The organism is Kitasatospora sp. NPDC088742 (assembly GCF_055584905.1).
Window position 1 is genome coordinate 1 of record NZ_JBVJLD010000010.1, and the last position, 20,337, is coordinate 20,337.

Here is a 20,337-nt window from a genome sequence, read left to right on the forward strand (position 1 = left end):
CGCCGACGGCGACCAGCTCGTGAACCTGTTCTCCCGCGTGACCACGGACAGCGTCACCCTCACCCGCCACGAGCCGACCGCCGACCTCGACCGCCTGCTGCGCACCATGTGGCGGGACAAGCGCCCGGTGCACCTGGGCCTACCCGCCGACCTGGTCGACCTACCGGTGCCCGCCCCCGCCACACCGCTGCTGCCCGCCGCCTCGAATGCGGCCGACTGGCCGCACCAGTACGACGTCCTCGGCCAATTCCTCGACCACTGCGCCGAGTTGCTCCTGGACGCCGAGCGGACGACCGTCCTGGTCGGGCACCAGGTCGAGCGCTTCCACCTCACCGAGGAGCTGAACCAACTGCTGGCCGCCGCCCCGGTGCCCACCAGCGTCCTTCCCGGCGCCCGGGGCACCGTCGACGAGGGCGGGGCTAACTTCGCCGGCGTCTACATGGGCGACTTCGGCGACCAGGCGCACCGCCTCGCGGTGGAGCACTCCGACGTCCTGATCCTGGCCGGGGTCGATCCCACCGACCCCGTCGCCGTCCGCTTCCGCCGGGACTTCCCCGCCATCCGCACGATCTCGCTCACCGCCGACCGGGCCTTCGTCGACGACGTCCCCTACGACGGCGCCCGCCTCGGCGAGTCCCTCACCACGCTCGGCGCCCTGTTCACCCGCCGCCCCGAGGTGCGGCCGGCACCGACCGCCCGTACCGCGCCCACCCCACCCGCACCCTTGATGACGCCGCCACAGCCGACGGCACCGACGGCACCAATGGGGCAGATGTCGCAGATGACGCAGGAACCGTGGCAGGCCAAGCTGACGCTCGCTCAACTCTGGCCCCGCGTGGTGTCGTTCCTGCGCCCGGGCGACCTGCTCCTCTCCGAGCAGGGACCGGAGTTCTTCGGCGCCGACGAAATCCGGCTGCCCCCCGACTGCCGGTTGATCGGACGGCCCGGTCCCGGTTCCGCCGACCACACCCTGTCCACGGCCCTCGGCGCTCACCTGGCCGACCCGTCCCGCCGGTGCGTCCTGGTCGTCACCGACGCCGCGCTCCGGCGCTCCGTCCAGGCACTGGGCACCATGGTCACCCACGGAGCGGGTGCCGTGGTGATCGTGTTCAACGGCAGCGCCGGCCCGGGCCGGACCGCGGTCGCCCCCGGCGACCTCCCCGCCTGGGACTACGCCGCGCTCCCGACCGCCCTGGGAGCGGGCGAGCGGGCGATGGTCCGACAGGCCGGGACGGTGGCCGAACTCGACGCGGCACTGGCAGCGGCCGGACACGCCCCCGACAAGCTGGTGCTGATCGAGGCGCTGCTCGGACAGTCCGACTGAGCCCCCCCTGCACAAAAACTGCCCTCCTCTGAAGAGAAGAAAATTGACCAGCGCCACCAACAGCACCGCCATAGAAAGCGTCCGGAAAATCCCCGGACGGCGAACTCCCTGGCCTTCGCCGCCGCCGACCGGAAGGAATTCCCGGCCGTGATCAGAACCCTCGTCGTCGACGGCGACACCCTGATCCGGGGCGGCCTGAGAGCCCTGCTCTCCGAAGCCCGCGATGTCCAGGTCGTCGCGGAGACCGACAGCGCGGAGGGCGCCGTCCTGACGTGCCTCAAGCAGCAGGTCGACGTGGTGGTCCTGGACGTGCACCTACCGGGCACCAACGGCCTGGCCGCAACCGCCCAGCTCACCTCGCTACCCCGCCCCCCGAAGGTCTTGGTCCTCACCGGCCTGGACGCCGAACAGAACCTCCTGCAGGCGCTCAGCGCGGGCGCCCAGGGGTTCCTCTCCAAGACCGCGACCACCGACCAGATCCTCAACGCGGTCCGCCTGGTAGCCGCCGGCGGAGCCGCCATCCTGCCCGCCACGCTGCGCAACCTGCTCGGCGAGGCCCGACTGCAGAGCCCCCAGCGGGCCCGGGCGGCCCGCTCGAAACTGGCCGTCCTGAACGACCGCCAGCGGGAGATCCTCACCTTCGTCGGGCGCGGGCAGTCCAACGCCAAGATCGCCCGTGCGCTGCGGATGAGCGAGGGCACCGTGAAGACCTACATCTCGCGGATCCTCGGCCTGCTCGACGTCGAGAACCGCACCCAGGCCGCCCTCCTCGTCTACGACGCCGGGCTGATCGAGGCGCGATGACTGACAACCGCATCCATGGCATTGACTTTCGTAAGATCAATGCCTCGGTGGACTGCTCCGGCCTTTAGATTCCTGGCATCGGTCAATTCGGCCGACCGATTCCGGATTATCCCCGATCCCGGATATCGCAGGCCATTCAGAAGAGGAATTCTCATGCAGAAGAACACCGTCAAGCGCGGCCTGACCTCGAAGCGCACGGCAACGGCAGCGGCCGTCGCTCTGGTCGGCCTCGGCCTGATCGCGAGCGGCAGCTACTCCGCCTGGGACGCCACCCAGGACGCCCCCAACAGCGGCACCGTCACCGCCGCCAAGGTCACCCTGGACGTCGCTGACGACACCGCGGCCGGCTCGCATTGGACCGACACCGTCGACAACGCCCTCCCCGGCCTCAAGCAGACCGGCTTCATCGACGTGACCAACTCCAGCAGCATCCCGCTGTCGGTGACCGGCCTGCTCCAGGCGGACAAGGCCAGCACCGGCCTCGAGGCGGGCCTGACCCTGACCGTCACCGAGAGCGACACCCCGTTCGGCTCGGGCGACCACACCAACGACAAGGTCCTCATCGACCACGCGGTCATCGACCAGACCGGCACCAACACCCCCGCCGAGACCCTGGCCGCCGGCGCCCAGAAGTACCTGCAGATCGACACCGAGCTCCCGAGCGACGCCGACAACGCCCTGCAGGGCATGGCCGCCAGCTACGACCTCGGCTTCACCGGCACCACCGCCACCTCGTAACCACAACTCCGCGCGGCACCACTCCTGCCGGCCGCACCGCCCCCGCCCCCGCGGCGGGGGCGGCCTCCGGGCTGCCCCACCCCTCCCCCACCGCACCGCACCGCACCGACTCCCATGGACGCAGCACCCCGGAAGCACCCGGCCGCGAGGATCGGTCGCTGGGCGAGCGGGCTGCTGTTCGCCGCCCTGCTGGCCGTCGTGGCAGTCCTGGCGATCGGCAGGTTCGGCTTCGGCCTGCAGTACGAGCCCGTCCTGACCGGCTCCATGTCCCCCCACCTGCCGACCGGCTCCCTGGTCGTCCTCGCCCCCACCGACGCCGCCCACCTCACCGTCGGCGAGGTCATCGCCTTCCGGCCGCCCGAGCCCTACGGCGAACCCGCCGGCGCCCCCGTCGTCCACCGCATCGCCTCCCTGAGCAAGGACGGCAGCGGCACCACCCTGCTGACCACCAAGGGCGACGCCAACCCCGTCGCCGACCCCTGGCGGATCAACCCCGCCGCCGGCACCTACCGCAAAGCGGTGGCCCAAGTCCCCTACATCGGCGGCCTAATCACCTCACTGCGCTCCCTCGGAATTCCCGCGCTCGCCGAGCTCAGCACCGGCCTCCTCATCCTCACCCTCTCCGTCCGCGCAATCCGCTCCCCCCGGAAGCCCACCGCACCCACCGAACCGGCCCCGCCGGAGAACGCCCACGCCTAACCACCGCCCGGCCCGCCCCACCGACCCGGACCCACCCGCGCACAGCCCCTTCCGCCCCTGCGCGAGCGCCGCCCTATCTCGGCCTGGGTCAGATCGCCCGTGAACCTCAGCGCGAGGACGGCGCGGTCGCGCTCCGGCAGGGCGGCGATCAGCGGCTTGAGGGACTGGACGTCGTCGACGGTGACGAACGACGGGTCCTCGTGGCCGACGCGCCGGTCGAGCGCGCCGGGGGAATCGCCCTCGTCCTCACTACCGGGGGTGTGCGCGTCGAGCGAGCCGGCGGTGCGGGCCACGGCCACCGCGATGCCGGCGGCGACACCCTCCTCGGTCAGGCCGGTGCGCTCGGCGAGCTCCGCGCTGTCGGGCGGGCGGCCGAGGGTCTGCTCGAGTTCGTCGGTGGCCTGGGCCACCGCGATCCGGGCCTCCTGGAGGCTGCGCGGGACATGGACGGCCCAGGTGGTGTCGCGGAAGAAGCGGCGCATCTCGCCGAGGACGGTCGGCAGCGCGAAGGTGGTGAACTCGACGTTGCGGTCCGGGTCGAAGCGGTCGATGGCCTTGATCAGCCCGACCATGCCCGTCTGGAGGATGTCCTCCATAGGTTCGTGGCTGCTCCGGAAGCGGCGCGCGGCGAACCGGACCAGGGACATGTTGAGCTCGATCAGGGTGCCGCGGACGTAGGAGTACGTCGCGCTGCCCGGCTCGGCCTCGGCCAGGCGCCGGAACAGTTCCCTGGACAGCTCGCGGGCGTCGCCGGTGCTGACCGTGCGCGGGTTCGCAACGATGTCAGGTGCCATCAGGTGTTCCTTCCGCGGGCCCCGTCCTTGCTCCTGCCCGGTTGGGCTGCGTGGAATCACCGCAGGCCCGATGATGTGCCTACCCGGTGGTCCCGACCGCGGATGGACCGGGCTCGTCCGGGCAGACGCGACACTGGAGTGAGCGCGGCAGAGGCCAGAGCGGGGTGAGGTGAGATCAGGTGGCTTCGGATCCCAAGGCTTCGTCCCGACCGACCGGAACGCCCTCGGTGCGTCCGGTGGTGGTCGACCTGAAGGCGGAACCCCACCCGGTCATGGTGGCGCGACACAGGGTGCGTGGCGCACTGGCCGTCGCCTCGGTGCCCGAGCCGGTCTGCGAGGACGCCGTCCTGGTGACCGGTGAACTGGTCGCCAACGCCGCCCTGCACGGTGGCGGGCCCGGCCTGCTGAGACTGACGGAGCTGGACGACGGAGCGCTGCGCATCGAGGTGGACGATGACGGTCCCGGCCTCCCGCACAGCAGACCACCGTCCCCGGGGCGGCCGGGCGGGCACGGCCTGCAGGTGGTCCACCTGCTCAGCCGCGGCTGGGGCACCCTGGCCAGACCGGACGGCAAGACAGTGTGGGCGGAGGTCCCGGCGAGGGGAGGGCCCGGTGGCGCGGGAGCAAACAGCGGCGGCCGGCCTGAATGACCGGGCCGGAGCGGGGCAGGTTGTGATCGGACCGCTATCCCCTTCGAGAGGGGGTCCGGCCATGTCCAAGCCGGCGAACCCGACCCGTACCGCGAGCTCGGTCTCGCACGCCCATCACGGGCACCGGCCGGTGCACCGCCTCCCGCATCGGGGGCACGCGCGTCTCCACGGTGCGGGGCGGCGTTGGGAAGCTCCCTCGGACCGGCTCACCGCGGTCGCCACCGCCGGCGGCCGACTCTCCAGCGGGCGGTGACGACCGTGGACTTCCCGACGCGTTACGTGATCACCCTGCCGGGCCTCCCCGGCTCGCACCGCCCGCAGGAGGCGGTGATCGTCCACGCCACCGGCGAGACCAGCGAGTGGGGCCGGCCCGTCTTCGCGGACGGGGCCCTGCGGGTCGACATCGCGGACGGCGTCGCCCACGTGCTGGCAACCGTGCCCGGGGCGGCCGGCCACACCTGCCTGCCCGCCACTCCCCTGGCCTGACGGCGGACGGGCCAACTCACCCGGGGGGAACGGACGGAAGTCCTCGATCTGAGAAGGCAGTCATGATCATCCTTGGGGTGCTCCTACTCATCGTCGGATTCGTCACCGGCATCTCGGTCCTGTGGACGATCGGCATGGTGCTCGTCGTCATCGGCCTGGTGCTGTGGATCGCCGGAGCGCTGGGCCACGCGGTCGGCGGCCGCAACCACTACTGGTGAGCAGCGGCTCGCCGTGCGGCCACGGCCGCACCCGGAAGTACCCGGGTCCGCCACCCGTACGTACGGGTGGCGGACCCGGGTGCGAGGGGTCAGCCTCGGCTTCCTCGCCGGTGCAGGCCGGTGGGCGGCGGTTCGCGGTCCTTGCGGCGCTGCCCGAGGACGAAGGCGAACAGGTCCTTGACGTCCGTGCCTGGCGCGTTTCCGGATCGACGTCGAGGAAACGAGGATCCGGCGCAGGCGGCCGAACCGGCCGGCAGCGCCGCGACCACCAGAGCGGCCCCGGGCCGGCGCATCATCGCGGCCGCCTCAGCGCGAAGAACAGCGGCACGCCGGCCAGCACGCCCATCTGCGCCCAGGCCGCCGGCAGCACCAGCCCCTGGTCCGTGTCCCCTCGCCTCCCTGTGCAGGTCGAGGGTGAGTGCCTGCCCCGGATCGTCTCCCGCACGCACGGCGGTTCCGCGGCGAATCCCTCGACGACGCATCGGGCCCCGGGCCCCGCGATCGCGCGGCATCCGCCGCGACGGGAACGGGCGCGGCCTCACTCCTCCTCGTCGTGCGCGAGGGCGGCTTCGACGGTCTCGGTAATGGTGAACACGTCGGTGGTGCCGGTGGCCCAGAGCAGCCGGGTGATGCGTTCTCCGACGCCGGCGACCAGGAGGACGACTCCGGCGGCGGCGGCGGCCGTGCGGGTCTTCAGCAGGGCGTTGAGGCCGGCCGAGTCGCAGTAGCCGACCTCGCTCATGTCGACGACCAGGCGGGACGGCCGGGCCTCCAGGGCCCGGGCGAGGACCTCCTCGAGTGCGGCCCCCTCCTCGAGGTCGATCTCCCCGGCGAGGTGCACGACCACCGCACCTGCGGCGGTGCTGTCCGCGGTGATCGTCAGCTGGGCCGGCGGGGACCAGCCGTCGGGGTGCGGGGTGATGTGCGAGGCGTCCATCAGCGCGCGCTCCTCCGGTGACCTGTCGCAACGATGGCGGGGCCGCGCCGTACGCCGGCGGATCGGCTCGGCCGCGGCCGGCCACTGAGCTGCCGGTGCCGCAGGGCGAGGTCAGAGGTGCTCGTCACGCTCATCTCGATCACCGCCAGGAGGGAGAGGGAGCAGAATCGGAGCCGAGGGACGGCCGCGGCCGGAATCGTCGAACAGCTCCAGCAGTCCGGCGATCTCGTGCCGCGCCTCGGCCGGGTGGCGGAAGGACATGTGCCGGACGACGTGGTAGTGGTTGCGCCGTCCGTGGCGCACCCGGGTCAGGTAGCCGGCCGTCTCCAGGTCGGACACCACGGACTGCACCGCCCGCTCCGTCAGGCCACACGTCGCGGCCAGGTCCCGCAACCGCACCTCCGGGTCGCGCGAGACCGTCAGCAGCACCCGCGCGTGCTGGGTCAGGAACGTCCAGCTGGTACGGGGCTCACGCCTGTCCGCCACCCCTCAAGTGTGCACCCGCATTCCGGTATGGCAACTCCGGCGTGCGTGTACCCCGCCGGCTCCCGGGACCACAGCGCGGCACCGAGGTCGCCAGGAGGCCGACCGCCGACTTCTGCTGACATACGCCTTCCCTCATCGCGCCCAGCCCTGGGAAGGAGCCGCGCCGCCCACAGCGGGCCAGCACCGAAAGCGGCTGGGCAGCAATCGTCGCCACGTCGGCTCCGGCTCCGGCCTGGATTCGGACACCCACTTCGACGGCGGCCACAGCGGCGAGTGGATCCCGCGGATCGTCACGCTGCCTGGTCGTAATCACCGGTCGGGCCCGGTCGTTGCCGGGCTGCGACCATGCGCGTTGTCGCTCGGGTCTGGCGGTGTTCCTCCCGGGTCAGGGCGCCGGCGATGGCGTCGACGGCCTGGCGGGCGGCGGCGCGGGTGAGGTGGGCGTAGAGGTCGGCGGTGGTGGCCACCGCGGTGTGGCGCACGGTCTTGGAGACGATGGTGATGTCGACGCCTTCGCCGACCGCGGTGGTCACCGCGAGGTGGCGCAGGTCGTGGACGGTGCACCCCGGAAGGCCTGCTGCGTGGGCGAGTTGGTTGAAGTGGTCGAGGACGTACTCGGGGTGCAGCGGCCGGCCGTCGGCACGGTGGAAGACGTAGGCATCCGGGTCAGCGCCGCGCGGGTGGAGGGTGGTGAGGAGGAGGGCGCGGGCGACGGCTTCGGCGGGGCCCTGGCGGCGGTGGGCCGGGTCGGTGATCACGGAGTGGACCTCCCGTCCCCGCACTCACCGCGGGCTGGGCGGTACGCCGCTGGGACGCCCCCTCCCCGCCGGCCCGCGCCTTCGCCGAGACCGTCGCGCTCCCTTGCGGCAAGCAGACCTTCCGGGAACAGCCGGGTGCCCGACGCGCCGTCAGCTCCGTTCGTCAGGGCTGCGCGCGACCCCAGCCCGGTGTCGGCGGGAGCGGCCACGGCGGCGGCGTCGGCAGGCCCGGTTCCGATGCGAGGTCATCGCCCGGGCCCCGGCCGGCGAGCCACGCGAGGAGTGCATGGCCCGGGCCGGTCACGGTGGGGCCGGTGGGTGCGAGGGTCCAGGAACGGTCGAGGTCGGTCGCTTCGAAGCGGGCCACCGGGAAGTCGTGGGCGGCCAACGCGGCGATGGTCTCGTCGAGCGCCCAGGTGACGTAGCCGGTGGGCCAGTCGGCTGTGGTGTGACCGAGCGTCAGGTCGACGTGGTGGGTTTCGAGTTCGCGCCGGGCACGGTGCACGGTGTACCAGGCGGGGTGTCGCCATCCCGCGAGGGCGGTGACCAGGGTGGACCAGCGGTCGGCGGGCATCGCCGCAGCCTCGTCGAGCAGTCGGTCCAGGCTGCCGCGCAGATCGGCGACGAGCTCGGAAGCGCCGCGACCGGCGCCGGCGCGCAGCGCCTGGTCCAGGGCGGCGGCGTCGGCCCGTGCTCCGGGTTCGACACCGGTGCGAGCCAGAGCGAGCAGCCATCGGTAGACGTCGGCGCTACGCGCCAGGTGCGTGATGACGTGCCCGCGGCTCCAGCCGGGAAGCCCGGACGGCTCGCGGGCGGTCACGTCCGTGAGGGCGTCGAGGCCGGCGGCCAGGCGGGCGGCCGAGCTGCGGACGTCGTGGAGGAGGGCGGCGATGTCGACCGGATCGAGCTTCGTAACGGTGGTCATGGGCCAGTACGTTACGGCCGGCCGGTCAGCAGGGGGCCGATGGCCGCGATGCCCTCGGCGATGGCCCGTTCGCCCGGAACTGAACGTCGCACGGACACTCCTCGGTGAGGGAGACTGGTCCCGGACCTGCCCGCACCAGAGCTTCGGAGGCACGGTGAGCGCCGCACCCCTGCATGGCGACCACGACGACGCCCAGCCGATCCCCCGAACCCAGGACGGCGTCGCCGCCGCCCTGCCCCCAGCACAGCGGATGGAGTTCTACCGGGAGATGGGCGAGGCCACCGACGAGGAGATCGGCGGCGTCCTGCGCCGCTGGTGGCTGCGCGCCGAGCTCTACCGCGACCCGGAGGGCGACCGGATCCACGCCGCCGTCCAAGCCGGCACCGCGCCCGGCGCCCCGGCCTCCGAGATCCTGCGCCGACTGGGAGACCGGTGAGCGACTTCGGGTACGACAGGGACGAGCACCTCGAGGACGACCCGATCACCCTGTCCCCGGCCGTCGAAGAACTGCTCGGCGATCTGAAGACCCCGCCCGAGGTGTTCTCCGCGACGGTGGCGTTCCTCGTCGACCTGCGCGAGAACCCCTTTCCGCACCTGAGCATGCCCGTACCCGGCCGACCCGGCATGCACTCGGCCCCGTTGCGACACGACGTCGGCCTGGTGGAGTACGCGGTGAACGAGCAGACCGACCCGCCGGCGATCTACATCTCCCGGATCCTACGAGCGGACTGACCGACCACCAGCCGAACACCCGTCAGCACCACGCGGGCAGTGAGCCGTCGGCCCCCTCCCCCGGTGGTACAGCTCGGAACAGCATCGAACCGCACTCCGAACTCGACCACCAGCACGTCCCACCAGCCGCGCCCACGCTTGCTCGCTCCCTCCGAGATCACCTCCGGCACTCGGAGAGCGGGCGGCTCGGTACCTCTGGGACCACCTTGGGACCACGCCCCTGGGCCTCCGTCAGCGACGACCCTGGAGAACGGGCTGAAGAACAACCAACTCCCTTGCGGCTAAAGACACTTGGACGCAAAGAAGCCGCCCCTGAAGGCGCTTCTCAACAGGCAGCCTACGTAACCCGCTTGACTGGGCGTCAAAGGGTCGCAGGTCGGGGGCCGCACTTGCGCCGTTGTCGTCCGCCGTGCCAAGCGGCGGCGCCGGGCCGGGAGGTCGGCGATCAGTCCGCCGTGGCGATCAGCGGCTGGAGCATGGTGTCGGGTTGGGCCCGCTGGAAGGCGTTCAGCTGCCACTTGTCGGCGAACAGGGCCAGCAGGACGTCATCCGAGCGGCGGGTGAGCACCTCGCCGTTGATCAGGCGGGACTTGGCCAGGACGGCGGCGCCTTCGGCGTCAGTGATCCGGGCCACGCGGTAGGAGAGCTGGTCGAGACTGATGGGGGAAGAGAACTCGTGCTCCATCCGGTGCAGGATCACATCGAACTGCATCGGGCCGACCGCGGCCATGACCGGTGCCTGGTCGCCGCGCCGGTCGGAGACCAGCACCTGGATCACGCCTTCCTCGTCGAGTTGTGAGATGCCCTTGCGGAACTGCTTGGACCGGCTGATGTCCTTGGGCCGTGCCACCGCGAAGTATTCGGGGGCGAAGGCGGGCAGCGGGGGGAACTCGGCCTTCTTGCCGGTGAAGAGGGTGTCGCCGACCCGCAGCGCGCTCGCGTTGATCAGGCCGACCACATCGCCGGGGTACGCGGTGTCGACCACGGTGCGCTCGGCTCCGAAGACGGTGTGCGCGTACTTGGTCGCGAACGAGCGGCCGCTGGCCGCCCGGGTGACGTGCATACCGCGCTCGAAGACACCGGAGCAGACTCGGACGAAGGCGATCCGGTCGCGGTGGGCCGGGTCCATGTTCGCCTGGATCTTGAACACCAGGCCGGAGAACTCCTCGCCGACCTCGCGGCTGCCGCCCTTGGCCAGCGGGCGGGGCCCGGGAGCCGGAGCGAGGTCGACCACGGCGTCCAGCAAGAGCTTCACACCGATGTTGGTCAGCGCGGAGCCGAAGAAGACCGGGCTGATCTTGCCGGCCTCGAAGGCCTCCTGGTCGTAGCCGGGGCCGGACGAGAGCACCAGCTCCAGCTCCTCCAGCGCGGTCGGCCAGGCTTCGGCCTCCTGCTCGGCGGCCTGCTCGGAGGTGAGCTGCTCCTCGAGGGCGGCGTGCGTGCCGGCCGGCACCTTGGTGTAGCGCAGCATCTGCTCGGTGTTCCCCGCCTCGACCAGGCCGCGCATGTTGCCCGCGCTGCCCACCGGCCAGACGACCGGGACGGGGGTGATCCCGAGGTGCGTCTCGATGTCCTCGAGCAGGGTCAGTGCGTCCTGGCCGCGCCGGTCCCACTTGTTGATGAAGGTGATCACGGGGACACCGCGGTGGCGGCAGACCGCGAAGAGCTTGCGGGTCTGCTCCTCCAGGCCCTTGGCCGCGTCGACCAGCATGATCGCGCAGTCGACGGCGGCCAGCACCCGGTAAGTGTCCTCGGAGAAGTCGGCGTGGCCGGGGGTGTCGACCAGGTTCATCACGTGGTCGCGGTAGCCGAACTGCAAGGCGGCCGAGGTCACCGAGATGCCGCGCTCGCGTTCCAGCTCCATCCAGTCGCTGGTCACGCCACGCCGGTCACCCTTGGCGTGCACCGCACCGGCGGAAGTGATCGCCCGCGCGTGCAGCGCCAGCGCCTCGGTGAGCGTGGACTTGCCCGCGTCCGGGTGGCTGATCACAGCGAAGGTCCGTCGGCGGGTGGCCTCATGAAGGACCTGCGGGACGGGAATTGACTGTACGGTGCTCACGTGTTTCCTCGGGTACGCCTCGGCAGCCAGGCCGGTGACGCCTCTCCGTACCTGGTGAGCCGGGATCAGGTCCGCAGGCCCAGGAAGCGATAATAGGCTGTCGGGCGGCGTGGGCCCGAATTCCCGTGCGCGCAGCACGTCGACCCGGATGTCCTTGGACCGGTCGTCGGCGTCCAGCGTCTCCATCACCGCCATGACTCCTGCGGGAAGCCGCGCAGCACGGCCAGGGTCGAGGTCCCGTTGGACGGCGATCACGATCAGGCCGTTCAGCTGCGGGAAGTCCGCGACCTCACCGCTGACCGGATCCCCGGGCCGTAGCGCAATGATGGCGCGGTGCGCCTGCTGGAATCGCCCACCCTGGTACGGCGACGCCTTCGGGTCATCACCCGGGACCACGAACACCCCTACTGAGGTTGCCCCGCTTTGACGGTGCACCCGTTCATCGAGGCGGAGAAGCAGGCAGGTCACAACGTCAAGCGTGCGTGTGAGCTGCTCAAGGTCTCCCGAACCGCCTTCCACGCCCGCCGCACCGCCGCACCCGGCCCCGCGCGGTCCGCGACGCCGAACTGATGACGAGGATCTCCGAGGTCCACGAGACCTCGCGCGGCAGCTACGGTTCCCCACGCCTGCACGCCGTGCTCCGGCGCGACGGCGTGTGGTGCGGCCGACGCCGCGTCGCGCGCCTGATGCGCCAGGCCGGCCTGGCGGGCCTGATTTCGAGCCTGCGCCACTCCGTCAATCGGAGGAGGTCCGGGAGGTGGTCCGTGCTGTCGGGGAGGAGAAGCGCCGAGGAGCGGGCCCAGGGTCGCGCGGACCCGGGCCCGCATGCGTGGAGGGCCACCGGGAGGTGGGTCAGACGATGCGGTAGATGCCGATCCGGCCGTTGTCGTACACGGCGGTGGCCAGGGCCGGGAGCAGCGGGGACTCCTTGCCGACCTTGCGGTCGACGAAGAAGTACCGGACGCCGTGCTTGTCGTACAGCTCGGTGAGCAGCTCGGCGGTGGGGTGGTAGATCGCCGCGTCGTTCTTGGCGAGCAGCGGTCGGTCCCAGAAGTCGAGGCTGCCGGCGGTCATCACGCGTGGGGCGAAGGTCCAGCCCTCGACCAGGACGCTGCGCTCGGAGTAGGCGCTGATGGAGAAGGCCCGGTAGTCGGTGCACGGGGCGTCCGGTCTGGCGAAGTCGTCGCTCGACGAGCAGTGCGCGTTGGTGGCCAGCACGTCGGTGGGCCCGCTGTGGGCGCGCAGCCAGCGGGCCGCGTCCACCCTGCTCTTGGGGAGGGGGAAGGCTCCCCAGACGGTCGTGTCCCAGACCGGCCTGGGCAGGTCGGCGAGGAGCGCCGGGGCGGCGAGGAGCAGGGAGGCCGTCAGCACCACGATGCCGCCTCGGTGGCGCATGGCGGGGACGAGCCGGCTGACGCCCCACCAGATCAGCGCGCAGAGCAGGGCGATGGCGATCAGCGCCAGAGCGGCTGCGACCATCGATGTCAGCGCGGAGGCCGATCCGGCCGGTTCGGCCATGAACGCGCGGAGGAAGGAGCCACGCCAGGGGTCCAGGCTCTTGAGGCGCTCCTGGACGTAGGCGAGCCAGTCGGCGTCGCGCGCAAGCAGGGCCCAGACCATCAGGCCGGTAAAGGCGAGGGCGAACGCAGCGAGGGCGGCCTTGCCGCGCACGGAGAGCGAGGCCCGCTCGAAGGCCTCGCAGTAGCCCCACGCGGACAGGATCGCTCCGAAGGCCAGACCGGCGTGGGTGAAGTAGCCGGCGTTCCAGCCGCTCAGCAGCAGGAAGACCGCTGGACCGGCCACGGCGCCGCCGAGCAGGAACCACTGGACGTCGTCCAGCCGCAGTCGGCTGTGCCACAGCAGCGGGACGATGCCGGCCAGCCGGAGCTGAGTGTTGATCAGGAAGGCGAACCCGACCAGGGCCGTCACCAGGGCCTGGGAGGTGGTCGAGCGGATCCCCTGCGGGTCGGCCCAGTGGACCTCGATGTTGGAGAACGGCAGGACCTCAAGGCCGTAGCTCTTGAAATTGAAGATGACGGCGGTGGAGAAGAGCAGGGCGGCGCAGACCGCGCCGCCCATCGCCAGGACCGACCGCGGGATCCGGCGGTTCCGGATCAGCGCGACCAGTCCGGCCAGGGCCAGTGCGGCCAGGGTGACCGGCACCGAGGAGGCCTTGGCGGCGGAGGAGCCGAAGGCGAACAGTGCGACCAGGGTGATGACGCCGCCCCGGCCCAGGGCCGGCACCGGGTCGTCCTCGGCTCGCTTGCGCAGCCCCTCGCCGACCGCTCCGATCAGGGCGAGCAGCAGCGGCTGACTGTAGGTCATCGAGATGCTGGCCCAGACCATCAGGGTGGTCTGCGGAGAGCCGAACGGCGTGCTGGCGTGCGAGGCGTTGAACTCTCCGATCACGAAGATCAGCAGGGCCGTGATCGGGCCGGCCCAGGCCCGCCCGGAGAGCCGCCAGGCGACCACGGCTGCGACCAGGACGGTGAGCGCGACCAGTGCCGGGACCATCAGGCGGAGCTGGATCACCGGGAGGTCCGTGTGACCGACCATGCTGCTCATGGCCTGGTGCACGAAGGCGAACCAGTGGTACTCCAGCCGTTCGCCGGAGACCTGGGGAAGCGTCAGCGGGAAGTTGTGCTTGGCATTGCCGGCCAGCGACATCTGGTACGGAATGTCGACGAACTGCCTGGACCGGTCGCTCATCGGCAGGATCGTGTTCCGCTCGAAGTAGACCAGGTAGAGGTAGCCGAACACAGCGGCCGCCACGCCGGCCACCGCCCAGGACCAGCCGACCGGAACCTTGGTGTATCCGCGCACCCACCAGTGCTTGCGCAGTTCGGGCACGGCAGCGAACGGAATCACCACCGCGAGCGGCCAGAAGGTGATCAGGCCCTCGATGCCGAGAGCCATGAATACGGCCCAGCCGACGAGCTCGAGCACCAGGCCGGTGACCGCGCCGAAGGCCAGGTCCTCGGCCAGGGTGTGCGGGCTGTTCCGCAGTGAGCGGAATACCAGGGTGCCGGGAAGCAGAACGCCCCAGACGGCGTAGGCCGCATACCGGACGATCGCGTTGACCGGGGTGTCCGAGGTGAGTAGGACCGCCAGCAGGAAGCTCAGGGCGGCGACTGTCGGCAGGTAGCGCCAGAACGGTCCGGTACATCTGCGGTCCCGCGACGGCATCGGGGGGTTCGTCCGGACCCTCGGGGTGTCCGTGAGCTGTGCCGCCGGACGAGAGGAGCTACGAGACGTGCCCATCTGGCTTTTCCTTTCCCATTTCTGACGCCGACCCGCCGCAGAATACCTGCAGGGCATTGTGAAACAGCAAAGGGGGCGATTGGATTATCTACCGATAATCACTCGTAGCTAAAAGCGGGTTTTGGCGAACTCTTCTGCGCGAAGTCTGCCAGACGATCATTCTCTGGCTGGGAGCGTACGCGGGAATGCATTAATGTCGGATCCACACGCCTTGAATCACTACTCCGGGCAGGAAAAAATGTCGGCTCCATCGGCCTTGACCTTGTCGGTAGTCATCCCCATGTACAACGAGGAAGACGCTCTGCCGGCCCTGGTCGCTCGGCTGCGCCCCGTGCTCGACAAGGTGGGCGTGACGTACGAGGTCATCGCGGTCGACGACGGTTCCACCGATCTGACCGCCGAGCTCCTCAAGGACTTCCGTCTGGACTGGCCCGAGCTGCGGATCGTCAGGCTGCGCCGCAACGCGGGGCACCAGGCCGCCCTGGCGGCCGGCCTGCACAGCTCGGCGGGTGGCTACGTGGCGAGCATCGACGCCGACCTCCAGGACCCGCCGGAGAAGATCCCGGAGATGCTGAAGCTGGCCCGTGAGCAGCAGCTGGACATCGTCTACGGCGTCCGGTCCAACCGCAGCACCGACACCGCCTTCAAGCGCCGCACCGCCGGTCTCTACTACTGGCTGATGCGCCGGCTGGTCGGCGAACAACTGCCTTCGCAGGCCGGCGACTTCCGTCTGCTCAGCCGTCAGGCCGTCGACGCGCTGAAGTCCTCTCCGGACCAGCAGCAGATCTACCGCCTGCTCGTGCCGTGGCTGGGCTTCCCCAGCGGCCGGGTCACCTACTTCCGTGACGAGCGGGTGGCGGGCGAGACCAAGTACCCGTTGAACAAGATGGTCCGCCTGGCGATCGACAGCATCACCAGCTTCTCCGCCGCACCGCTGCGGATCGCCACCTGGCTGGGCGTGCTCAGCTTCCTCGCCTGCTTCGCGATGCTTCCACTGAGCCTGGTCATCCACGCGGCCGGCCGGACCGTCCCGGGGTGGACCTCGCTGTTCGTCGCCGTGGTCGGCTTCGGCGGTGTCCAGCTAATCTGCATCGGCCTGCTCGGCGAGTACATCGGCCGGATCTACACCGCCGTCCAGAAGCGCCCGACCTACTTCATCGGCTACGACTCGGCCGATGCGGGGATCGCCCGGTGCTCCGGCCGGTCGGACGTCAGCGCCTGACGAGCCGGCGTCACCCGCGAGTTCCTCAGCCCGCTGCTCGACCGGCTCGTCCCGCTGATCGTCACCACCCTGCTGGTCTTCGTCTCCCTCTTCGTGGCCGCCACCGTCGCCGTCTTCCTCCTGTGAACAGGGCGGGCGGCGGTACGTCGAAGCCCCGTCGGGCAGGTGACCTCTCCAGGTCACCCCGCGTTCGACGGGGCTTCGTCGTGTCACGTCGGGGCTGGGTCAGACGTCTGGATCAGAAGTGCAGCATCCACTGGAAGTCGGACTGCGCGCTGCTGACGTGGAGGTGGCTGCGGGTGCCGTAGGCGAGGGGGTTGTTCCAGTTGTACTCCTCGACGTCGAACGAGCCGTCGGAGTAGACCGCGTTCACGTAGGCGACGTGGCCGACCTTGTGGACGTCGTTGACGGCGATGGCGCCGACGGTCGGGGTGGTGTTGACGGTGACGCCGACGCGGCGGGCGGCGTCGTCCCAGGTGCCGGCGTTGCCCCAGGTGGTGCCGCCGTAGGAGTTGCTGAAGTTCGGGACGCCGAGGCGGTCGGCGATGCGGAACGCCGCGAAGGCGGTGCAGTTGTTGGCGGCGAAGCCGCGGGTGCCGTGGTCGAAGTCGTTGGTGGCGCTCTCGTTGCCGCCGCCGCTGGCGCCGAGGAACTGGTGCGAGGCCTCGTTGTTCTTCAGGGTGGAGTTGAGGTTGCCCTTGGCGCCGGGGGCGAAGTCCTGGCTGGCGCCGGCGTAGCCGCTGTTGAAGTAGACGCGGACGGTCTTGCCGGTGCGGTTCCACACCGAGGCGGCGTTGTTCTTCACGCAGACGCCCTGGCCGTTGCCGGCGCCCTTGAACTCGTAGCAGCTCGGCTGGGTGGCCCCGTAGTCGCTGATGGAGGCGGTGAAGTCGGAGACCGAGCCGGCCTGGTCGCTGTTGTAGTAGAGGCAGAACTCACCGGAGTCGCAGCTTCCGTCGCGGGAGGCGGCGAAGGCGGGGGTGGTGGCGACCAGCGGGACGGCCATGGCCAGGGCGGTACCGGCGACGGCGAGCGTGGTGCGTATGGTCTTCAAGGCTTTTCTCTTCTCATGACTGGGAGTTGACGGGCTGTCAGGTCGTGCGCAGGTCGTGCGAGGGGGTGTGCCGGGCGCGGTCAGTGGGTGCGCTGGTACTCCTCCCAGGTCTGGATGGCGATCCGCGGGCCGTCGTCGGCGCCGTGGTTGGCCAGGCCGTTGAGGCCGAGGTAGTAGTCGCCGGTCTGGTTCTGGGCCTGGGTGGCCAGGTCCGTGTCGTTGATCGCTGCGGCGTGGATGTGCCACGGCCAGTTGCCCTGGCTGGGGTTGCGCAGCCAGGCGGCGAAGCCGACCTGGCGCAGGGCGCGGACCACCGCGGCGCGGGTGGTGCCGGACATGGCGTCGACGTTGATGTCCACCACGCCGCCGCCGTCGTGGGTGCCCGCGGAGGTGGGGTCGCCGCCGGGGTTGTAGGAGCCCTGGTCCAGGGTCAGGTGGACGCCCGAGAGGCGTTCGACCTCGGTGAGCATGTTCTGGGTGCGGGTGTTGACGGTGTATCCGTCGCGCTTCAGGTGGGCGCCGGGGCCGATCTGGTGGGTGACGGTGAACCGGCCCTGACCGAGTGCGGTGAGGGAGGTGGTGCCGGGCAGGCCGTTGGCGTCCAGGCCGGTGTAGCCGAGCGAACGCTGGAAGGCGGCGTAGGCGGCGACGGTGGTGGTGCCGAAGTAGCCGTCCACCCAGCGGGCGTCGAGGAGGTTGCGGGCCTGCAGGGCCCGCTCGACGGCCAGGACCGAGTCCTTGGCCCCGGGGGTGAGCGTGCTGTCGGCGCGTCGGGGATCGATCTGGGCGGCCAGGACGGTGGCCTCCATGTCGATCGCGGGCAGCGCGGCAGCGGCGGCTGCCGGCGCGTCGGCCTGCGGCGACGGGGTCACCGCATGGGCCTGGGTCGCGCTCAGCACCAGGCCGCTCAGGACGGCGACGGCGGCGAGCAGTCGGGTTGCGGTGGTGCGGGTCTTGATGGCGGAGGCCATGGGGTGGTTCCTTCTGGTTCGGTGGAGGGCTCCGGGCTGGGGGCAGCACTCAGCGCCACCGCTGGTGGGCGCGGCGGTCCCTGAGGTGGGTGCTGCGGAGAAGAGCGCGGGAGAACGGCGCGGGAGAAGGGCGGCGTCCGCGCGGACGCGCTCGCCGCTTCCCGGCGGAAGCCGGGTGGGCGCTACGGGTTCCGGTGACGGCTCAGCGGCCGCTCACGCGCCGGCGGCCGGTGACGACTCGGCGGCCGGTACTGCTCGGTGGGCATCACCGGCTGCGGTGGCGCCGATCTGCGTGACGCTGGAGCAGCCGGACGGGGTGGAGGCCTAGGCCGTCCCGGGGACCGCGACGAGCAGCGGCACGGAGAGGGCGGCGACGGCGGCGGTCTTGGTGAACACGGACATGGTGAAGCAACCTGCTTTCAGGGAAAGGGAGTTCAGTGCGCGTGGAGAGGTCGAGGCCCTAAGCGACGGCGAGGCACCAGCCACGCAGGGCCGGCGTGTGCCACAGAGCGCGTTCGCAGACGCGGCGCAGGTTCGCGGTCGCCGCGTCCGGGGTAGCCGCGATGATCGCGGCGGCGACGCGGAGGCGGTTGGGGTCGACGCGGGAGCGGATGTGCTCCACCCCGTCTTCGGGCCGGCTGTGGACCCAGATCAGATCGGTGACCGTTTCAGCGGTCAACCACGATGGCACCGGGCCGGAAGAGATGAGGGTCACCGCGACCAGATGCACGGAATCCGGTCAACTCTGCGCGGGTGGGGCGGGGTGCGGGCCGTCCCAGTCGAAACCCGTGCCGTCGGCGGTGATCCGGACGGCCGAGTGGTCCGCGACGACGTCGCTCGCGGCGGTGGCGCCCAGGCCGACGGTGAATGCCACGGCCAGGACTGCGCACACGATGCGTATTGAGTGGCCCACGACTGTTCTCTCCCGTTTCGTCAACCGATGCGGTGCCCGTGAAGGGTTCGCGGAACTCGCCCCGGTTTCCGTTGCGTTCTCCGCTGTTGAGGAAGATCCTGCCGTCCGCCCAGGGCGGTGTCACTGCTACGGGGATGGCACCAAGTCGCTTGGCAACTAAATGCAAGATCGTCTGGTTCCACAGACGGGCACTGCGTCGCCGCCCGCAGTGCACCGATGATGATCACCGACATCGAAAGGGGGATCGGTGCTGCAAGCACTCGGACTGAGCGCACTGACGGAGAACGTCTACAGGACGCTGCTGGCCCAGCCGGATTGGGGGGTCGACCGGATAGCCGCCGACCTGCACCTCTCGGAAACGGAGACACGTCAGGCACTCGACGAACTACTGGAACTGACGCTACTTCAGCCCGTGGCCGACTCCCGGACGCTGCGGGCCGTCAGCCCGGAGGTCGGACTGACCAGACTGCTCGCCCACAATCAGAACCAACTGCTCTTCCGCCAGCAGCAGTTGGAGAGCACCCGGACCGCGATCGCGGCCTTCTCCGCCGAGTACGTAGACCGCCGGCCCGATGACGAGATGGTCCTGCGGCTGGACTCCCTCGACGCCGTTCGCGACCGCCTGGAGGAGCTCGCGGCGACCGCGACCGAGGAATGCCTGTCCTTGATGCGCGGAGGAGCCGTCCGCCCCGATGCCATCCAGGCCGGCAAACACCCCAACCAGGTGGCGCTGGAGCGCGGCGTGGTCATCCGCAGCATCTTCCAGGACAGCTTCCGCAACGACCCCGACACCCTGCGCTACGCCCGGTGGTTGGCCGATCTGGGCGGGCTGGCGCGCACCGTGCCGGTCCTGCCGATCCGGCTGGTCATCGTCGACCGCAACATCGCCCTGATCCCGACCGACCCCAGCGACGGCCGCCGCGGCGCACTGGAACTGCACGGTGAGGCCCTCGTCCAGCCCCTGTACGCGCTGTTCGAGGAACTGTGGCGCACCGGGGCCGTCTTCGGCCGGCCCGCCCCCCGTGACGACCAGGACCTCACCGGGTCCGAACGCGCCCTGCTGCAACTACTGGGCCTCGGCCACACCGACCAGTCCGCCGCCCGCAAGCTGGGCCTGTCCCTGCGGACGGTGCGTCGGATGATGCAGGACCTGATGAACCGTCTGGGCGCGGAGAGCCGCTTCCAGGCGGGCGCCGAAGCCGCCCGGAAGGACTGGCTGTGACCGCGGGCAACGGGCGCCCTCGATAGGCAGCACGCCGGAGGCCGTTCTCGCGCAAGCGCGAGAACGGCCTCTCCCCCGGCTCGG

At 70.9% G+C, this 20,337-nt stretch carries 23 protein-coding genes and 1 pseudogene; 13 read left to right on the plus strand and 11 right to left on the minus strand.

Annotation, left to right across the window (positions count from 1 at the left end; translation table 11 throughout):
* The 4 genes from ACZ6ZR_RS11010 to ACZ6ZR_RS11025 all read left to right on the plus strand — a co-directional run.
* Positions 1-1,324, plus strand: a 1,324-nt coding sequence (locus tag ACZ6ZR_RS11010) for a thiamine pyrophosphate-dependent enzyme (RefSeq protein WP_465641598.1), incomplete at its 5' end; no start/stop codon positions are given.
* Between the two features lie 147 nt (positions 1,325-1,471).
* Positions 1,472-2,128, plus strand: coding sequence for a response regulator (locus ACZ6ZR_RS11015; RefSeq protein ID WP_465641600.1), 657 nt, complete (start codon positions 1,472-1,474; stop codon positions 2,126-2,128).
* Positions 2,129-2,281: 153 nt separating this feature from the next.
* Positions 2,282-2,866 (plus strand): hypothetical protein, encoded by a 585-nt coding sequence (locus tag ACZ6ZR_RS11020; RefSeq protein ID WP_465641602.1) that lies wholly within the window; start codon positions 2,282-2,284, stop codon positions 2,864-2,866.
* A gap of 114 nt (positions 2,867-2,980) precedes the next feature.
* Complete coding sequence (locus tag ACZ6ZR_RS11025; protein WP_465641607.1) at positions 2,981-3,565, plus strand: signal peptidase I; 585 nt, start codon at positions 2,981-2,983, stop codon at positions 3,563-3,565.
* Here the strand turns inward: ACZ6ZR_RS11025 and ACZ6ZR_RS11030 are convergent.
* Complete coding sequence (locus ACZ6ZR_RS11030) at positions 3,562-4,359, minus strand: sigma-70 family RNA polymerase sigma factor (RefSeq protein ID WP_465641608.1); 798 nt, start codon at positions 4,357-4,359, stop codon at positions 3,562-3,564. The genes ACZ6ZR_RS11025 and ACZ6ZR_RS11030 overlap by 4 nt on opposite strands.
* Positions 4,360-4,598: 239 nt before the next feature.
* Here ACZ6ZR_RS11030 and ACZ6ZR_RS11035 point away from each other — a divergent pair, with 239 nt between their 5' ends.
* The 3 genes from ACZ6ZR_RS11035 to ACZ6ZR_RS11045 all read left to right on the plus strand — a co-directional run bounded on the left by ACZ6ZR_RS11035 (position 4,599) and on the right by ACZ6ZR_RS11045 (position 5,713).
* Positions 4,599-5,009 (plus strand): ATP-binding protein, encoded by a 411-nt coding sequence (locus ACZ6ZR_RS11035; RefSeq protein ID WP_465641871.1) that lies wholly within the window; start codon positions 4,599-4,601, stop codon positions 5,007-5,009.
* A 258-nt stretch (positions 5,010-5,267) separates the two neighbouring features.
* Entirely contained in the window at positions 5,268-5,495 is a 228-nt protein-coding gene (locus ACZ6ZR_RS11040; protein ID WP_465641610.1) for a DUF6296 family protein, read from the plus strand.
* A 62-nt stretch (positions 5,496-5,557) separates the two neighbouring features.
* Positions 5,558-5,713, plus strand: a complete 156-nt coding sequence (locus tag ACZ6ZR_RS11045) for a DUF6131 family protein (protein ID WP_465641612.1) — start codon at positions 5,558-5,560, stop codon at positions 5,711-5,713.
* Between the two features lie 538 nt (positions 5,714-6,251).
* Here ACZ6ZR_RS11045 and ACZ6ZR_RS11050 read toward each other — a convergent pair.
* The 4 genes from ACZ6ZR_RS11050 to ACZ6ZR_RS11065 form a co-directional block, all read right to left on the minus strand.
* Positions 6,252-6,650 (minus strand): STAS domain-containing protein, encoded by a 399-nt coding sequence (locus ACZ6ZR_RS11050; protein WP_465641613.1) that lies wholly within the window; start codon positions 6,648-6,650, stop codon positions 6,252-6,254.
* A gap of 111 nt (positions 6,651-6,761) precedes the next feature.
* A complete protein-coding gene (locus tag ACZ6ZR_RS11055; RefSeq protein ID WP_465641615.1) occupies positions 6,762-7,136 on the minus strand; it encodes a helix-turn-helix transcriptional regulator in 375 nt (124 codons plus the stop codon).
* Between the two features lie 290 nt (positions 7,137-7,426).
* Positions 7,427-7,894 (minus strand): tyrosine-type recombinase/integrase, encoded by a 468-nt coding sequence (locus ACZ6ZR_RS11060; RefSeq protein WP_465641617.1) that lies wholly within the window; start codon positions 7,892-7,894, stop codon positions 7,427-7,429.
* A 163-nt stretch (positions 7,895-8,057) separates the two neighbouring features.
* The gene (locus ACZ6ZR_RS11065) at positions 8,058-8,819 is read right to left on the minus strand and encodes a maleylpyruvate isomerase family mycothiol-dependent enzyme (RefSeq protein WP_465641619.1); all 762 of its coding nucleotides are present in this window, start codon (positions 8,817-8,819) and stop codon (positions 8,058-8,060) included.
* A 154-nt stretch (positions 8,820-8,973) separates the two neighbouring features.
* On the opposite strand from ACZ6ZR_RS11065, the gene ACZ6ZR_RS11070 reads away from it, so the two are divergent.
* Together ACZ6ZR_RS11070 and ACZ6ZR_RS11075 are read left to right on the plus strand one after the other, a co-directional pair.
* Complete coding sequence (locus ACZ6ZR_RS11070) at positions 8,974-9,255, plus strand: hypothetical protein (protein WP_465641621.1); 282 nt, start codon at positions 8,974-8,976, stop codon at positions 9,253-9,255.
* Positions 9,252-9,551 (plus strand): hypothetical protein, encoded by a 300-nt coding sequence (locus ACZ6ZR_RS11075; RefSeq protein WP_465641623.1) that lies wholly within the window; start codon positions 9,252-9,254, stop codon positions 9,549-9,551. Before ACZ6ZR_RS11070 ends, ACZ6ZR_RS11075 begins: the two co-directional genes overlap by 4 nt.
* 445 nt (positions 9,552-9,996) lie before the next feature.
* Here the strand turns inward: ACZ6ZR_RS11075 and ACZ6ZR_RS11080 are convergent, their stop codons facing one another.
* A complete protein-coding gene (locus ACZ6ZR_RS11080) occupies positions 9,997-11,610 on the minus strand; it encodes a peptide chain release factor 3 (protein WP_465641625.1) in 1,614 nt (537 codons plus the stop codon).
* A 423-nt stretch (positions 11,611-12,033) separates the two neighbouring features.
* Here ACZ6ZR_RS11080 and ACZ6ZR_RS11085 point away from each other — a divergent pair, with 423 nt between their 5' ends.
* Together ACZ6ZR_RS11085 and ACZ6ZR_RS11090 are read left to right on the plus strand one after the other, a co-directional pair.
* Entirely contained in the window at positions 12,034-12,180 is a 147-nt protein-coding gene (locus tag ACZ6ZR_RS11085; RefSeq protein ID WP_465641627.1) for a hypothetical protein, read from the plus strand.
* A pseudogene (locus ACZ6ZR_RS11090) lies at positions 12,180-12,263 on the plus strand (IS3 family transposase); the annotation flags it as partial. The gene ACZ6ZR_RS11085 and the pseudogene ACZ6ZR_RS11090, both read left to right, overlap by 1 nt.
* 199 nt (positions 12,264-12,462) lie before the next feature.
* Here ACZ6ZR_RS11090 and ACZ6ZR_RS11095 read toward each other — a convergent pair.
* Positions 12,463-14,796, minus strand: a complete 2,334-nt coding sequence (locus ACZ6ZR_RS11095; RefSeq protein ID WP_465641629.1) for a hypothetical protein — start codon at positions 14,794-14,796, stop codon at positions 12,463-12,465.
* A 355-nt stretch (positions 14,797-15,151) separates the two neighbouring features.
* Here ACZ6ZR_RS11095 and ACZ6ZR_RS11100 point away from each other — a divergent pair, with 355 nt between their 5' ends.
* Positions 15,152-16,093 carry a glycosyltransferase family 2 protein gene (locus ACZ6ZR_RS11100; protein WP_465641630.1) on the plus strand — a complete coding sequence of 314 codons (942 nt, stop codon included), beginning with the start codon at positions 15,152-15,154 and terminating at the stop codon, positions 16,091-16,093.
* 238 nt (positions 16,094-16,331) lie between these two features.
* Here ACZ6ZR_RS11100 and ACZ6ZR_RS11105 read toward each other — a convergent pair whose 3' ends face one another.
* From ACZ6ZR_RS11105 to ACZ6ZR_RS11120, 4 genes are all read right to left on the minus strand, one after another.
* Positions 16,332-17,147 carry a CHAP domain-containing protein gene (locus ACZ6ZR_RS11105; protein WP_465641632.1) on the minus strand — a complete coding sequence of 272 codons (816 nt, stop codon included), beginning with the start codon at positions 17,145-17,147 and terminating at the stop codon, positions 16,332-16,334.
* An 80-nt stretch (positions 17,148-17,227) separates the two neighbouring features.
* Entirely contained in the window at positions 17,228-18,118 is an 891-nt protein-coding gene (locus ACZ6ZR_RS11110; protein ID WP_465641634.1) for a peptidoglycan-binding protein, read from the minus strand.
* A gap of 460 nt (positions 18,119-18,578) precedes the next feature.
* Complete coding sequence (locus ACZ6ZR_RS11115) at positions 18,579-18,848, minus strand: hypothetical protein (RefSeq protein WP_465641636.1); 270 nt, start codon at positions 18,846-18,848, stop codon at positions 18,579-18,581.
* 9 nt (positions 18,849-18,857) lie between these two features.
* Complete coding sequence (locus tag ACZ6ZR_RS11120; protein WP_465641638.1) at positions 18,858-18,992, minus strand: hypothetical protein; 135 nt, start codon at positions 18,990-18,992, stop codon at positions 18,858-18,860.
* 286 nt (positions 18,993-19,278) lie between these two features.
* Between ACZ6ZR_RS11120 and ACZ6ZR_RS11125 the strand changes: the two genes are divergently transcribed.
* The gene (locus ACZ6ZR_RS11125; RefSeq protein ID WP_465641640.1) at positions 19,279-20,253 is read left to right on the plus strand and encodes a LuxR C-terminal-related transcriptional regulator; all 975 of its coding nucleotides are present in this window, start codon (positions 19,279-19,281) and stop codon (positions 20,251-20,253) included.
* Positions 20,254-20,337 lie beyond the last annotated feature (84 nt).

Excerpts from the sequence above, each read along its gene's own strand:
- ACZ6ZR_RS11110 (WP_465641634.1), bottom strand. The coding sequence starts at position 18,118 with ATGGCCTCCGCCATCAAGACCCGCACCACCGCAACCCGACTGCTCGCC.
- ACZ6ZR_RS11020 (WP_465641602.1), top strand. The coding sequence starts at position 2,282 with ATGCAGAAGAACACCGTCAAGCGCGGCCTGACCTCGAAGCGCACGGCA.
- ACZ6ZR_RS11050 (WP_465641613.1), bottom strand. The coding sequence starts at position 6,650 with ATGGACGCCTCGCACATCACCCCGCACCCCGACGGCTGGTCCCCGCCG.
- ACZ6ZR_RS11095 (WP_465641629.1), bottom strand. The coding sequence starts at position 14,796 with ATGCCGTCGCGGGACCGCAGATGTACCGGACCGTTCTGGCGCTACCTG.
- ACZ6ZR_RS11030 (WP_465641608.1), bottom strand. The coding sequence starts at position 4,359 with ATGGCACCTGACATCGTTGCGAACCCGCGCACGGTCAGCACCGGCGAC.
- ACZ6ZR_RS11045 (WP_465641612.1), top strand. The coding sequence starts at position 5,558 with ATGATCATCCTTGGGGTGCTCCTACTCATCGTCGGATTCGTCACCGGC.
- ACZ6ZR_RS11100 (WP_465641630.1), top strand. The coding sequence starts at position 15,152 with ATGTACAACGAGGAAGACGCTCTGCCGGCCCTGGTCGCTCGGCTGCGC.
- ACZ6ZR_RS11065 (WP_465641619.1), bottom strand. The coding sequence starts at position 8,819 with ATGACCACCGTTACGAAGCTCGATCCGGTCGACATCGCCGCCCTCCTC.
- ACZ6ZR_RS11025 (WP_465641607.1), top strand. The coding sequence starts at position 2,981 with ATGGACGCAGCACCCCGGAAGCACCCGGCCGCGAGGATCGGTCGCTGG.